Origin of the sequence: Streptomyces sp. H39-S7 (assembly GCF_027158205.1) — a bacterium.
Classification (GTDB): Bacteria; Actinomycetota; Actinomycetes; order Streptomycetales; family Streptomycetaceae; genus Actinacidiphila.
In genome coordinates this window covers 74,519-87,557 of record NZ_JAPVLU010000026.1, presented here as the reverse complement: position 1 = coordinate 87,557, position 13,039 = coordinate 74,519, and the positions used below count along the sequence as shown (strand labels likewise).

The 13,039-nt window shown below is 71.6% G+C and carries 13 protein-coding genes and 1 riboswitch; of the genes, 9 read left to right on the top strand and 4 right to left on the bottom strand.

Annotated elements, in window-relative coordinates; all coding sequences use genetic code 11:
* Positions 1-186: 186 nt before the first annotated feature.
* The 9 genes from rpsB (at position 187) to O3X23_RS24695 (ending at position 10,031) form a co-directional block, all read left to right on the top strand.
* Positions 187-1,137, top strand: a complete 951-nt coding sequence (gene rpsB, locus O3X23_RS24735; protein WP_269273706.1) for a 30S ribosomal protein S2 — start codon at positions 187-189, stop codon at positions 1,135-1,137.
* Between the two features lie 98 nt (positions 1,138-1,235).
* Positions 1,236-2,072, top strand: coding sequence for a translation elongation factor Ts (tsf, locus tag O3X23_RS24730; RefSeq protein WP_269273705.1), 837 nt, complete (start codon positions 1,236-1,238; stop codon positions 2,070-2,072).
* Positions 2,073-2,225: 153 nt separating this feature from the next.
* Positions 2,226-3,023, top strand: a complete 798-nt coding sequence (gene pyrH, locus O3X23_RS24725; protein ID WP_269273704.1) for a UMP kinase — start codon at positions 2,226-2,228, stop codon at positions 3,021-3,023.
* A 101-nt stretch (positions 3,024-3,124) separates the two neighbouring features.
* The gene (frr, locus tag O3X23_RS24720; protein WP_269273760.1) at positions 3,125-3,682 is read left to right on the top strand and encodes a ribosome recycling factor; all 558 of its coding nucleotides are present in this window, start codon (positions 3,125-3,127) and stop codon (positions 3,680-3,682) included.
* Positions 3,683-3,802: 120 nt separating this feature from the next.
* Entirely contained in the window at positions 3,803-4,783 is a 981-nt protein-coding gene (locus O3X23_RS24715; protein WP_269273702.1) for a phosphatidate cytidylyltransferase, read from the top strand.
* A gap of 158 nt (positions 4,784-4,941) precedes the next feature.
* A complete protein-coding gene (gene rlmN / locus O3X23_RS24710; RefSeq protein ID WP_269273700.1) occupies positions 4,942-6,048 on the top strand; it encodes a 23S rRNA (adenine(2503)-C(2))-methyltransferase RlmN in 1,107 nt (368 codons plus the stop codon).
* 63 nt (positions 6,049-6,111) lie between these two features.
* Positions 6,112-6,231, top strand: a riboswitch (TPP riboswitch).
* Positions 6,226-7,317, top strand: coding sequence for a thiamine ABC transporter substrate-binding protein (locus O3X23_RS24705; RefSeq protein ID WP_269273699.1), 1,092 nt, complete (start codon positions 6,226-6,228; stop codon positions 7,315-7,317). Its footprint overlaps the riboswitch before it by 6 nt.
* Positions 7,318-7,373: 56 nt before the next feature.
* Entirely contained in the window at positions 7,374-8,993 is a 1,620-nt protein-coding gene (locus tag O3X23_RS24700; RefSeq protein ID WP_269273698.1) for an ABC transporter permease, read from the top strand.
* Complete coding sequence (locus O3X23_RS24695; protein ID WP_269273697.1) at positions 8,994-10,031, top strand: ABC transporter ATP-binding protein; 1,038 nt, start codon at positions 8,994-8,996, stop codon at positions 10,029-10,031.
* On the opposite strand, the gene O3X23_RS24690 is transcribed toward O3X23_RS24695, so the two are convergent.
* From O3X23_RS24690 to O3X23_RS24680, 4 genes are all read right to left on the bottom strand, one after another.
* Positions 10,021-11,151 carry an LOG family protein gene (locus O3X23_RS24690; RefSeq protein WP_269273696.1) on the bottom strand — a complete coding sequence of 377 codons (1,131 nt, stop codon included), beginning with the start codon at positions 11,149-11,151 and terminating at the stop codon, positions 10,021-10,023. The two genes, O3X23_RS24695 and O3X23_RS24690, sit on opposite strands and share 11 nt — an antisense overlap.
* Before the next feature lie 31 nt (positions 11,152-11,182).
* Positions 11,183-11,623 (bottom strand): hypothetical protein, encoded by a 441-nt coding sequence (locus O3X23_RS44255; protein WP_443047958.1) that lies wholly within the window; start codon positions 11,621-11,623, stop codon positions 11,183-11,185.
* 87 nt (positions 11,624-11,710) lie between these two features.
* Entirely contained in the window at positions 11,711-12,325 is a 615-nt protein-coding gene (locus O3X23_RS44250) for a hypothetical protein (RefSeq protein WP_443047957.1), read from the bottom strand.
* Positions 12,307-13,035 carry an ABC transporter ATP-binding protein gene (locus tag O3X23_RS24680; RefSeq protein WP_269273695.1) on the bottom strand — a complete coding sequence of 243 codons (729 nt, stop codon included), beginning with the start codon at positions 13,033-13,035 and terminating at the stop codon, positions 12,307-12,309. Before O3X23_RS24680 ends, O3X23_RS44250 begins: the two co-directional genes overlap by 19 nt.
* Between the last annotated feature and the right edge of the window lie 4 nt (positions 13,036-13,039).

Genomic DNA, 13,039 nt, shown 5'->3' with positions numbered 1-13,039 from the left:
ACTCCGCCGGTCACGTACACTTTCTCTGGCGATCCGGGTCACTGGATCGACTTCGCACGCCCCGCCACCGACTTCCTCGTGAAGGGTGGCCGCGCCCCTCGGTCCCTCGTGGCACGGCGCGTCGGGGCGTCAGGCGCGACGGCCGTCCGGCCGCCGCGATAACCGAGTACCTCAAGGAGCGCGGCCATGGCCGTCGTCACGATGCGGGAGCTGCTGGAAAGCGGCGTCCACTTCGGTCACCAGACCCGTCGTTGGAACCCGAAGATGAAGCGTTTCATCTTCACGGAGCGCAACGGCATCTACATCATCGACCTGCTCCAGTCGCTGTCGTACATCGACCGCGCCTACGAGTTCGTCCGCGAGACCGTCGCCCACGGCGGCTCCATCATGTTCATCGGCACCAAGAAGCAGGCGCAGGAAGCCATCGCCGAGCAGGCCTCGCGCGTCGGCATGCCCTACGTCAACCAGCGGTGGCTGGGCGGCATGCTCACGAACTTCTCGACCGTCTACAAGCGCCTGCAGCGCCTGAAGGAGCTCGAGGAGATCGACTTCACGGATGTGGCCGCCTCCGGCCTCACCAAGAAGGAGCTCCTGGTCCTCTCGCGCGAGAAGGACAAGCTGGAGAAGACCCTCGGTGGTATCCGCGAGATGCAGAAGGTGCCCAGCGCCGTCTGGATCGTGGACACCAAGAAGGAGCACATCGCCGTCGGTGAGGCGCGCAAGCTCCGCATCCCGGTCGTCGCGATCCTCGACACCAACTGCGACCCCGACGAGGTCGACTACAAGATCCCGGGCAACGACGACGCGATCCGCTCCGTCACGCTGCTCACCCGTGTGATCGCCGACGCCGTCGCCGAGGGTCTCATCGCCCGCTCCGGTGCCGCCACCGGTGACAAGAAGGCCGAAGGCGCCGCTGAGCCGCTCGCCGAGTGGGAGCGCGAGCTCCTCGAGGGTGAGAAGGCCAAGGACGAGACCGAGGCTCCCGTCGAGTCCGGTGCCGAGACCGAGGCTGTCGCCGACGCCGAGGCCGAGACGGTCACCGAGGCCGTCGCCGACGCCGAGGCGCCCGCCGCTGCCGAGGCCACGGAGGCCCCGGCCGCCGACGCCGCCCCGGCCGCCGAGGCCGACAAGGCCTGAGGCTCCGCCTTCCAGTACGTGTGACGACGGCGGGGGCTTCGGCCCCCGCCGTTCACCCGTAGATCAACCGACTCTCATCGGGAAGAGACTCAACGACCATGGCGAACTACACCGCCGCTGACGTCAAGAAGCTCCGCGAGCTGACCGCCGCCGGCATGTTGGACTGCAAGAACGCTCTCGTAGAGGCCGAAGGCGACCTGGACAAGGCCGTCGAGATCCTCCGCGTCAAGGGTCAGAAGGGCGTCACCAAGCGCGAAGGCCGTTCGGCCTCCAACGGTGCCGTCGTCTCCCTGATCGCCGAGGGCGCTTCCGAGGGCGTGCTCCTCGAGCTCAACTGCGAGACCGACTTCGTCGCGAAGGGTGACAAGTTCGTCACCGTCGCCGACGCGCTGGCCGCGCACGTCGCCGCCACCAAGCCCGCCGACCTCGAGGCGCTGCTCGCCTCCGAGATCAAGGACGGCCAGACCGTCCAGGCGTTCGTCGACGAGGCCAACGCCACCCTCGGCGAGAAGATCGTGCTGAGCCGCTTCGCGCAGTTCACCGACGGCTACGTCGCCTCCTACCTGCACCGCACCAGCCCGGACCTGCCCCCGCAGGTCGGCGTGCTGGTCGAGCTGGACAAGGAGAACGCGGAGGTCGCGAAGGACGTCGCGCAGCACATCGCCGCGTTCTCGCCGCTGTTCCTGTCCCGCGCGGACATCCCCGCCGACGTGCTCGAGAACGAGCGCCGCGTCGCCGAGGCCACCGCGCGCGAGGAGGGCAAGCCGGAAGCCGCGCTCGCCCGCATCGTCGAGGGCCGCGTCACGGGCTACGTCAAGGAGAACTCCGTCCTTGAGCAGTCCTTCGCGAAGGACAGCAAGAAGACCGTCCAGAAGGTTCTGGACGAGGCCGGTGTCACGCTGAAGCGCTTCGCGCGTTTCCGCGTCGGTGTCTGAGCCAGCCAGCGAATGACCGACGACCCCGCTAGGGTCGGACGCGGTCGGCCGCCCGCCGGCCGACCGCAGTAGTGACGAGGAGGCCATTGCCGTAGAGGGACCCCACGTGGACCCACGGCAATGGCCTTCTTCGTACGCGCATGAGGAGACTCCATGGATGAGGGCGCCGACAAGGCCGCCGACAAGGCCAGCGACTCCGGGACCGGCACCGCGCCCGGCACCGGGGCTCCGCGGAGCCGGTACCTGCTGAAGCTGTCCGGCGAGGCCTTCGCCGGAGGCGGCGGACTGGGCGTAGACCCAGATGTCGTCCACGCGATCGCCCGCGAGATCGCGGCCGTCGTCCAAGAGGGCTACGAGATCGCCATCGTCATCGGCGGCGGCAACTTCTTCCGCGGCGCGGAGCTCCAGCAGCGCGGCATGGACCGGGCCCGCTCGGATTACATGGGCATGCTCGGCACAGTCATGAACTGCCTCGCCCTCCAGGACTTCCTGGAGAAGGAAGGCATCGAGACCCGCGTGCAGACCGCCATCACGATGGGCCAGGTCGCCGAGCCGTACATCCCGCTGCGCGCCGTGCGGCACCTGGAGAAGGGCCGCGTCGTCATCTTCGGCGCCGGCATGGGCATGCCGTACTTCTCCACCGACACCACCGCCGCCCAGCGCGCCCTGGAGATCGACGCCCAGGCGCTGCTCATGGGCAAGAACGGGGTCGACGGGGTCTACGACTCCGACCCCAAGCACAACCCGGACGCGGTCAAGTACGACGCCTTGGAGTACAGCGAGGTCATCTCGCGGGACCTCAAGGTCGCCGACGCCACCGCGATCACCCTGTGCCGTGACAACAAGCTGCCGATCCTCGTCTTCGAACTGCTCGCCGAGGGAAACATCTCGCGAGCGGTAAAGGGTGAGAAGATCGGCACGCTCGTCAACGACCAGGGAACGCGGGCCTAACCGCCCGCACCGGGGATGGACAACAGGCTGCCGGTCGGACACCGTGCAGGAAAGACGCGCGCAGGGGCCAGGCTCTGCCTTCTGAAAACCAGGAGCACATGGTGATTGAAGAGACCCTCCTCGAGGCCGAGGAGAAGATGGAGAAGGCCGTCATCGTCGCGAAGGACGACTTCGCCGCGATCCGCACCGGCCGTGCGCACCCCGCGATGTTCAACAAGATCGTGGCCGAGTACTACGGCGCCATCACGCCGATCAACCAGCTGGCCTCCTTCTCGGTGCCGGAGCCCCGGATGGCCGTGGTCTCCCCCTTCGACGTCAGCGCGCTGCGCAACATCGAAGAGGCGATCCGCAACTCGGACCTCGGCGTCAACCCGAGCAACGACGGCCGCATCATCCGGGTGGTGTTCCCGCAGCTGACCGAGGAACGCCGCAAGGACTACATCAAGGTCGCCAGGACCAAGGGCGAGGACGCGAAGATCTCGATCCGCGCCGTCCGCCGCAAGGCCAAGGAGACCCTCGACAAGCTCGTCAAGGACGGCGAGTCCGGTGAGGACGACGTGCGCCGCGCCGAGAAGGAGCTCGACGACACGACCAGCAAGTACGCCGCCCAGATCGACGAGCTGCTCAAGCACAAGGAAGCCGAGCTGCTCGAGGTCTGACGCACCGCTGCGACCCGGCGGTCCGACCCGACGTTCTCTTCCGGGGGGTCACCCCCGCACCCCCCGCCAGAACACCAGGCCGGCCGCCTGGTCCTGATCGACAACGCGAGGCGAAACTCAGTGAACGACTCCTCCTGGGGTGCTACGCCGCGCTCCGGCCACTGGGAAACGCCGGCGGGGGGACCGGGCGACGGCTCGGCGGGTTTCGCGCGGGAAGCGCTCGAAGCAGCGCAGACTCCTCGTATGCCGCCTGAGCCGTCACCGGAACCCGTCCCGCCCGTGAAGAAGTCCGCCGGCCGCAACCTGCGGGCCGCGATAGGGGTCGGTGTCGGCATGGGCGCGGTCATCGCCGCCTCGCTGTTCGTCGTCAAGGCCGCCTTCGTGGGCGTGGTGGCGCTCGCCGTCGTCGTCGGCCTGTGGGAGCTCACCTCCCGGCTCGCCGAGAAGAAGGCGATCCGCATCCCGCTCGTGCCGCTCATGGTCGGCGGCGTCGCCATGGTGGTGGCGGGCTACGTGCGCGGCGCCGAGGGCGCGTGGGTCGCCGCGGCCCTCACCTCGCTCGCCATCCTCGTGTGGCGCATGACGGAGCCACCGGAGAACTACCTGCGGGACGTCACCGCGGGCATCTTCGCCGCGTTCTACGTGCCGTTCCTCGCCACCTTCGTGTCGATGATGCTCGCCGCGGACGACGGCCACTGGCGGGTCCTCGTCTTCCTGCTGCTCACGGTGATCAGCGACACGGGCGCCTACGCCGTCGGCTGGCGCTTCGGCCGCCGCCTCCTCGCCCCCCGCATCAGCCCCGGCAAGACCCGCGCCGGCCTCTTCGGCGCCATCGCCTTCGCGATGACGGCCGGCGCCCTGTCGATGCAGTACCTGATCGACGGCGGCAAGTGGTGGCAGGGCCTGATCCTGGGCCTCGTCACCGCGGTCAGCGCCACCCTCGGCGACCTCGGCGAATCCATGATCAAGCGCGACCTCGGCATCAAGGACATGGGCACCCTCCTCCCGGGCCACGGCGGCATCATGGACCGCCTCGACTCGCTCCTCCCCACAGCCCCCGTGGTCTGGCTCCTCCTGGCCATCTTCGTAGGCACCGGCTGACCCGCGCGCCCGCCGGACCGGCAGGCTCTGCCGGGCCGTCCGTGGGCCGTCCGAAAGGACCGAGGTGGCCTGGCAGGGCGGCCGGGGGCGACGGATGGTCGTTGCCGTGACCGCTGTCACGCGGAGCTGCCTGTCGGGTCTGCGACACTGGTAGGACCATGCCTGTACCCGGAGAACTTACTTTTGCCGTGCCGCGTGGGGCCAAGAAGCCCCCGCGGCATCTCGCCGACATGACGCCTGCCGAGCGACGGGAGGCGGTTGTCGCGTTGGGCGAGAAGCCGTTCCGTGCGAAGCAGCTGTCGCAGCACTACTTCGCGCGGTACGACGACGACCGTGCCGCTTGGACGGATATTCCGGCGGCTTCGCGCGACAAGCTCGCGGACGGGCTGCTGCCCGAGATGATGTCGGTCGTGCGGCACATCAGCTGTGACGACGACACGACGCGCAAGACGCTGTGGCGGCTGTTCGACGGGACGCTCGTCGAGTCGGTGCTGATGCGGTACCCGGACCGGGTCACCATGTGCATCAGTTCGCAGGCCGGGTGCGGGATGAACTGCCCGTTCTGCGCGACCGGGCAGGCGGGGCTGGACCGGAACCTTTCGACGGCCGAGATCGTGCACCAGATCGTGGCGGGGATGAAGTCGCTGCGCGACGGCGAGATCCCCGGTGGCCCGGCCCGGCTGAGCAACATCGTGTTCATGGGCATGGGCGAGCCGCTGGCGAACTACAACCGCGTCATCAGCTCGATCCGCCGGCTGACGGACCCGGAGCCGGACGGGCTGGGGCTGTCGCAGCGGGGGATCACCGTGTCGACGGTCGGGCTGGTGCCGGCGATGCTGCGCTTCGCCGACGAGGGCTTCAAGTGCCGGCTCGCGGTGTCGCTGCACGCGCCGGACGACGAGCTGCGCGACACCCTGGTGCCGGTCAACACCCGGTGGAAGGTGCGCGAGGTGCTGGACGCCGCGTGGCACTACGCCGAGGTGTCCGGCCGGCGGATCTCCATCGAGTACGCGCTGATCAAGGACATCAACGACCAGGCGTGGCGGGCGGACCTGCTCGGGCGGCTGCTCAAGGGCAAGCGGGTGCACGTGAATCTGATTCCGCTGAACCCGACGCCCGGGTCGAAGTGGACCGCTTCGCGGCCCGAGGACGAGCGGGCGTTCGTGCGGATGCTGGAGTCGCACGGGGTACCGGTGACCGTGCGTGACACGCGCGGCAGCGAGATCGACGGAGCGTGCGGTCAGCTGGCGGCCTCCGAAGGCTGAGACGCCCGGCGGGCGTCGGCGGGCGCGCTGCTATCGTGGCGCTCGTAGATTCGTACAACTGAACATTTCCGACAGGGGAGCGCACCAGCGCTGAGAGTGCGGCCACCGGCGAAGCCGGTGCGGCCGCAGACCCTCGGACCTGATCCGGGTAATGCCGGCGTAGGGAGTCAACCGCTCATGAACACCAACCTTCGGCGCGCCGCGACGGCCATAACGGCCGCCGCCCTCGGCGCGACGGCACTGACCGCCTGTGGCGGCTCCGACGACAAGGCCGATGGCACGAAGGCGACGTCGAAGACCGTCACCCTCGTCAGCCATGACTCCTTCACGGCCTCGCCGGCCGTGCTGAAGGAGTTCACCAAGGAGACCGGCTACACCGTCAAGGTGCTGGCCGGCGGTGACGCGGGCGCGGCCGTCAACCAGGCGATCCTGTCCAAGGGCCACCCGCAGGGCGACGTCTTCTTCGGCGTCGACAACACGCTGCTGTCGAGGGCCCTCGACAACGACCTGTTCACGCCGTACGAGGCGAAGGGCCTGGACCAGGTCCCGGCCGCGCTGCAGCTGGACAGGGCGAAGCACCGGGTCACCCCGATCGACTCCGGCGACGTCTGCGTCAACTACGACCGCAAGTACTTCGACGAGCACAAGCTGGCCGTGCCCGCGACCTTCGACGACCTGGTCAAGCCGGAGTACAAGAACCTGCTGGTCACCGAGAACGCCGCGACGTCCTCCCCGGGCCTCGCCTTCCAGCTCGGCACGATCGCGAAGTACGGCGACGCCGGCTGGAAGGAGTACTGGACGAAGCTCAAGGCCAACGGTGTCGAGGTCGTCGACGGCTGGGAGCAGGCGTACAACGACCGCTTCTCCGGCTCGGCCGGCGGCAAGGGCAAGGGCGACAAGCCGCTCGTCGTGTCGTACGCCTCCAGCCCGCCCGCCGAGGTGCTGGGCGTCAAGCCGCAGCCGGCGCAGGGGCCGACCGGCGTCGCGACCGGTACGTGCTTCCGGCAGATCGAGTTCGCCGGGCTGCTCAAGGGCGGCGGGAACGACGCGGGCGGCAAGGCGCTGCTGGACTTCCTGCTGAGCAAGACGTTCCAGCAGGACATGCCGCTGCAGATGTTCGTCAACCCGGCCCGCCAGGACGCGGCGCTGCCCGCCGAGTTCACCAAGTACGGCGTGAAGATCGACACCCCGCCCACCGTGGCGCCCGACGAGATCGCCAAGAACCGTGACCAGTGGGTCAAGGCATGGTCCTCGCTCGTTCTGAAGTAGGGACCCCGTCGAAAGCCCCGGGCTTTCCGCGCGCCGCCCTGGTGCGGCTCGGTCTGATGGCCGTGCCCACCGCGTTCTTCGCGGTCTTCTTCGCCTATCCGGTGGCCGCCATCGTCACCCGCGGTCTGCGCGACGGCGGGCGGTGGCGGTTCGGCCGGATCGGTGAGGTGCTGACCGACCCGGAGATCCTGCGGGTGCTCTGGTTCACCGCGTGGCAGGCGGTCGTCTCGACCGGGCTGACGCTGCTGATCGCGCTGCCGGCGGCGTATGTCTTCGCCCGCTTCGAGTTCCCGGGCAAGCGGCTGCTGCGAGCGGTGGTGGCGGTGCCGTTCGTGCTGCCGACGGTCGTGGTCGGCTCGGCGTTCCTGGCGCTGCTGGGCCGCGGCGGGGTGCTCGACGACCTGTGGGGCGTCCGGCTGGACACCACGGTGTGGGCGATCCTGCTCGCGCACGTCTTCTTCAACTTCGGCGTGGTCGTCCGGTCCGTCGGCGGTCTGTGGTCCCAGCTCGACCCGCGCCAGGAGGAGGCCGCCCGCGTCCTGGGCGCCGGCCGTTTCGAGGCGTGGCGGCGGGTGACGCTGCCGGCGCTGGGGCCGGCTGTGGCCGCCGCCGCGCTGATGGTGTTCCTCTTCACGTTCACGTCCTTCGGCGTGATCCAGATCCTCGGCGGGCCGAAGTACTCGACGCTGGAAGTGGAGATCTACCAGCAGACCGCGCAGTTCCTCGATCTGCCGACGGCCGCCGTGCTCACGCTGGTGCAGTTCGCGGCGGTCGCGGCGATCCTCGCGCTGCACGCGTGGACGGTGCGCCGCCGGGAGAGCACGCTGCGGCTCGTCGACCCCGCGCACACCGCGCGGCGCCCGCGCGGCGCGGCCCAGTGGGGACTGCTGTGGGCGGTGCTGGCCGTCATCGTGGTGTTGATCCTGGTGCCGCTCGGCGTCCTGGTGGCGCGTTCGCTGGACGGCCCGGACGGCTACGGCCTCACCTTCTACCGGGCGCTGCTCTCCGTTCCGCAGACCGGCGGGACCTTCGTCGTCGCGCCCATCGAAGCGGTCTGGAACTCCCTGCGGTACGCGGCGGTGGCCACCCTCGTCGCCCTGCTGGTGGGCGGCCTCGCCGCCGCCGCGCTGACACGGCGTGCCGGGCGGCTGGTGCGGGGGTTCGACGCGCTGCTGATGCTGCCGCTGGGCACGTCGGCGGTGACCGTCGGTTTCGGCTTCCTCATCACCCTCGACGAGCCACCGCTGGATCTGCGGTCGACGTGGCTGCTGGTGCCGCTGGCGCAGGCCCTGGTGGGGGTGCCGTTCGTGGTCCGCACGATGCTGCCGGTGCTGCGCGCCGTCGACGAGCGGCTGCGGGAGGCGGCGGCGGTGCTGGGCGCTTCGCCGTGGCGGGCCTGGCGCGAGGTGGACCTTCCGTTGGTGCGCCGGGCGCTGCTGATCGCGGCGGGTTTCGCGTTCGCCGTCTCGCTCGGCGAGTTCGGCGCGACCGTCTTCATCGCGCGGCCCGACAACCCGACCCTGCCGGTGGCGGTGGCCCGCCTCCTCGGGCGCGCCGGGGAGCTGAACTACGGGCAGGCGATGGCCCTGAGCACCGTCCTGATGCTGGTCTGCGCGGGCGCGCTGCTGGCACTGGAGCGGCTGCGCACCGACCGTTCAGAATCAGGAGACTTCTAGATGGCATCCCCGACCGCGCTCCTGCGGCTCGACGGCGTGACGGTCCGCTTCGGGCAGCGCGCGGCGCTGGACGCCGTGGACCTGGAGGTCGCCGCGCACGAGACGGTGTGCGTCCTGGGCCCCAGCGGCAGCGGCAAGTCCACCCTGCTGCGCGCGGTGGCCGGGCTGCAGGCGGTCGACGCCGGCCGGGTGCTGCTGGACGGCCGCGACCAGGCGGGCGTCCCCACCCACCGGCGCGGCCTGGGCCTGATGTTCCAGGACCACCAGCTCTTCCCGCAGCGGGACGTCGGCGGCAACGTCGCCTTCGGTCTGCGGATGCGCGGGACCCGGCGGGACGAGGCGGAGCGCACGGTCTCCCGGCTGCTCGACATGGTGGGCCTGCCCGGCGCGCAGCGGCGCGCGATCACCGCGCTCTCCGGAGGTGAGCAGCAGCGCGTGGCGCTGGCCCGCGCGCTGGCGCCCGAGCCGAAACTGCTGATGCTGGACGAGCCGCTCGGCCAGCTCGACCGGGGCCTGCGCGAGCGGCTCGTCGTCGAACTGCGCCAGCTGTTCGAACGGCTCGGCACGACCGTGCTGGCCGTCACCCACGACCAGGGCGAGGCGTTCGCGCTCGCCGACCGGGTCGTGGTCATGCGCGACGGCCTGATCGCGCAGAGCGGGACCCCGCTGGACGTGTGGCAGCGGCCCGCCTCCGAGTTCGTCGCCCGCTTCCTCGGCTTCGACAACGTCGTCGGGGCGGCGGTGCTCGGGGAGGCGGCCGACACCCCGTGGGGCAAGGTGCCGGTGCAGCCCGGCGCGCCCCAGGGGCCGTGCCGGCTGCTGGTCCGCCCCGCCGGGGTACGGCTGACGGCCGTGCGCGACGGGCTGCCCTGCACGGTGACGGCCAGGACGTTCCGCGGCGACCTCGTCACCCTGCTGCTGCGCCCCGCGGACGGCCCCCCGCTGGAGGCGGCCTGCTCGCTGCGCGACGCGCCGGAGTCCGGCACCGAGGTGGGCGTCGCGTTCAGCGCTCAGGACGTCGTGGTCCTCAGCCGGTAGCGGCGGCCGTGAGCCGGGCCAGCGCCTCCGGGGCCTCGTCGACGGAGTCGACCAGGGCGATGCGGGCCGCCATCGGGCGGTCTTTCGCCAGCGCCTGGAGCAGGGGCCAGGTGGGCAGGTCGCGGGTCCAGTGCTCGCGGTTCACCAGCACCATCGGGGTCGGGACGCCGCGGGACTCGTAGTAGTTCGGCGTCGTGTTGTCGAAGATCTCCTGGACGGTGCCGGCCGCGCCCGGCAGGAAGATCACGCCTGCGGTGCAGCGGGCCAGCAGGCCGTCCTCGCGGACGGCGTTGGCGAAGTACTTGGCGATGTGCGACGCGAAGGCGTTCGGCGGCTCGTGGCCGTAGAACCAGGTCGGGATGCCGACGGACGTGCCGCCGTCCGGCCAGCGCTCGCGGACGGCGAACGCGGCCGACGCCCAGTCGCCGATCGACGGCGTGAACAGGGGCGCCTTCGCCACCGTCCGTAGCGCCTCACCGAGCACCTCGTCCGCGAACGGAGCCAGGTACGCGCCGAGGTTCGCCGCCTCCATGGCGCCGGGGCCGCCCCCGGTGGCGACGGTCAGCCCCGAGCGGGCGAGCGTCCGGCCGAGGACGGCGGCGCCCGCGTACGCGTCGTTGCCGCGCTCCATGGCGTGGCCGCCCATGACACCGACCACCCGCTCGCCGGCGAGCAGTTCGTCGAGCGCGTCCGAGACGGCGTCGTCGTGGATGCTCCGCAGCATCGACGCGAGTATGTCGCCGTCCGCCCTGGTCCGCTGGAACCACTCGTAGGCGCGGGCGTCGGGGGTCGTTCCGTACCCCGCTGCCAGCCCGTCGTAGAGCGCCTCGGGGGTGTACAGCGTGCCGCGGTACGGATCGAACGGCAGGTACGGGACCGGCGGGAAGACCATCGCCCCGCGCGCCCGTACGTGGGTGAGGGCCTCGGGCTCCATGGGGCAGCCGAGGAACACCGCCTCCGCCGGGTCCAGGGCCAGCAGCGCGGCCGTACGGCCCGTCAGGTCGACCGCCTGCAGGCGGTATCCGGCGAGCGAGCCGGTGGCGGCCACCCGGTCGAACTCGGCGGGTGATTCGATCTCGTGGTCGTGGGCGCCGCCGTGCGGCGTGGGTTCGGTCAGCACGAAGGAACCCTAGCGCCGGCTACGGCAGTGCTCAGACCCCCAGGGGGGACGCCGCGAGTTGGGCGATGAGGGCGGTCAGGGGGAGGACCACGACCAGCACCGTTCCGCAGCGCAGGCCGACGGCCCTGCGCAGCAGGCTCGCGGGGGCGCCGAGTTGGACGAGGGCGGCGGTGGAGTGCTCGCGGGTGCGCCGGGCTTCGAGCGCGGCGGCGAGCACGGTCGCGAGCGCGCAGAGCGTGATGAGGGCGGCGGCGAAGCCGGTGAGCGGGCCGAGTCTCCGGTCGCCGGTGCCGTAGAGCTGCAGGGCGGCCAGCCCCCCGGCGGTGACGGCGCACAGCACGCCGATCGGACGGCCGATCCGGCCCGCCTCCTCCTGGAGGGCACGGCCGGCGAGCAGTCGCAGGGCGCCGGGGCGCACGGCGGCCAGCAGGCGTCCGCAGGCGTGGACGAGGGCCGGGCCCGCCAGGATCATGCCGGCCGCGATCAGCGCCCAGCCGGCCAGGACGGTGGGGGCGGCGCTGCCGAGGCCGCCGGGCAGCGGCAGCAGGTCGGTCGCGGTCTAGCTGCTCAGGTCGTCGGCGAGTCCGATGGCCGTGAGCGCGACGCCCCACGGCAGGCCCGCCGGGGCGGCGACCGCCGAGAGTGCGCCCGGGTCGTCGGCGTCGGCCGACGCGGGGCCCGAAGGGTCGGCCCCGCGCGGCCACAGGCTGGCGGCGCTGGCAGCCGCGGCGAGCAGCGGTACGGCGGCGAGCAGCACGAGGGCGCCCGCGAAGGGCAGCGGGTTTTCCGGGCCGAGCGCTTCGACGGCCGTGCCGCGCAGCCGCAGGTAGACCACCAGGGCGACGGCGCTGCCCAGCGCGCAGGACAGCCCGGTGGTCGCGGCGGCCAGCAGCGGCACCACGTTGCGGCCGAGCCCGACCGCGGCGAGCCCGGCGTGCAGCCGCCCGCTGGGCTCGGCCCTGGAGACGGCCACCGCGAGCTGCAGGGCGACGGCGAACGGGAGCAGGCACCAGACGAGCCGGGCACTGGACGCCGACGGGTCACCGGGGTGTCCCAGGGCGTAGCCGAGCGCGGCCAGCAGGAGGAGGCCGGTGCCGGCGGCCGCGGCGGCCACCAGCAGCCGGCGGAGCAGGACCGTGGGGACGGATCCGCGGGCTACACGGAGGCTGAGCACGATGCGGCACCCTCCCGGTCCTGGGTGGGCATGGCGGCGGCCGGCCGGCCGTCGACGATGGTGATGATCCGGTCGGCCGCTGCGGCGACCTCGGGATCGATGGTGGCGAGCACCACGGTGATGTTGTGCGAGCGGGCGGCGCTGGTGAGCGTCCGCAGGATCTGGGCGCGGTCCGCGCGGTGCAGCGGCGCGGTGGGTTCGTCGGCGAAGATCACCGCGGGGAGGGTGACCAGCGCGCGGGCGATGGCCACCCGCTGACGCTGCGCCTGGAGCAGTTCCGCGGGCCGTTTGCGGGCCACCGAGCCGACGTCCAGGCGGTCGAGCCACTCCTGCGCGGTGTTCTTGGCCGTGCGGTGCGACATGCCGCAGAGCAGCAGCGGCAGAGCGGCGTTCTCCCGGGCGGTGAGTTCGGGCAGCAGTTGCGGGGTGCCGCCGACCCAGCCGAAGCGTTCGCGGCGCAGCCGCTCGCGTGCGGCCGGTGGGAGCGTGTGCACCGGGGCGCTGTTGAACCACACCTCGCCCTGGTCGGGCAGCAGCTGCCCGGCCAGGCAGCGCAGCAGGGTGGTCTTGCCGGCGCCGCGCGGTCCCAGCAAACCGAGGATCTCGCCCTCGCGCACGCCCAGCGAGACGCCGAGCAGCGCGGGGGAGCCCTGGAAGGAGTGGCGCAGGGCGCGGGCCCAGAGCACGTCGTTGTCGGGCGGGGCCACCATTGCC

Coding starts and splice junctions, on each gene's coding strand:
- O3X23_RS24700 (WP_269273698.1), top strand. CDS start 7,374: ATGGCCGTGCCCACCGCGTTCTTCGCGGTCTTCTTCGCCTATCCGGTG.
- pyrH (WP_269273704.1), top strand. CDS start 2,226: ATGGATGAGGGCGCCGACAAGGCCGCCGACAAGGCCAGCGACTCCGGG.
- O3X23_RS24705 (WP_269273699.1), top strand. CDS start 6,226: ATGAACACCAACCTTCGGCGCGCCGCGACGGCCATAACGGCCGCCGCC.
- rpsB (WP_269273706.1), top strand. CDS start 187: ATGGCCGTCGTCACGATGCGGGAGCTGCTGGAAAGCGGCGTCCACTTC.
- tsf (WP_269273705.1), top strand. CDS start 1,236: ATGGCGAACTACACCGCCGCTGACGTCAAGAAGCTCCGCGAGCTGACC.
- O3X23_RS24695 (WP_269273697.1), top strand. CDS start 8,994: ATGGCATCCCCGACCGCGCTCCTGCGGCTCGACGGCGTGACGGTCCGC.
- O3X23_RS24680 (WP_269273695.1), bottom strand. CDS start 13,035: ATGGTGGCCCCGCCCGACAACGACGTGCTCTGGGCCCGCGCCCTGCGC.
- O3X23_RS44255 (WP_443047958.1), bottom strand. CDS start 11,623: ATGATCCTGGCGGGCCCGGCCCTCGTCCACGCCTGCGGACGCCTGCTG.
- rlmN (WP_269273700.1), top strand. CDS start 4,942: ATGCCTGTACCCGGAGAACTTACTTTTGCCGTGCCGCGTGGGGCCAAG.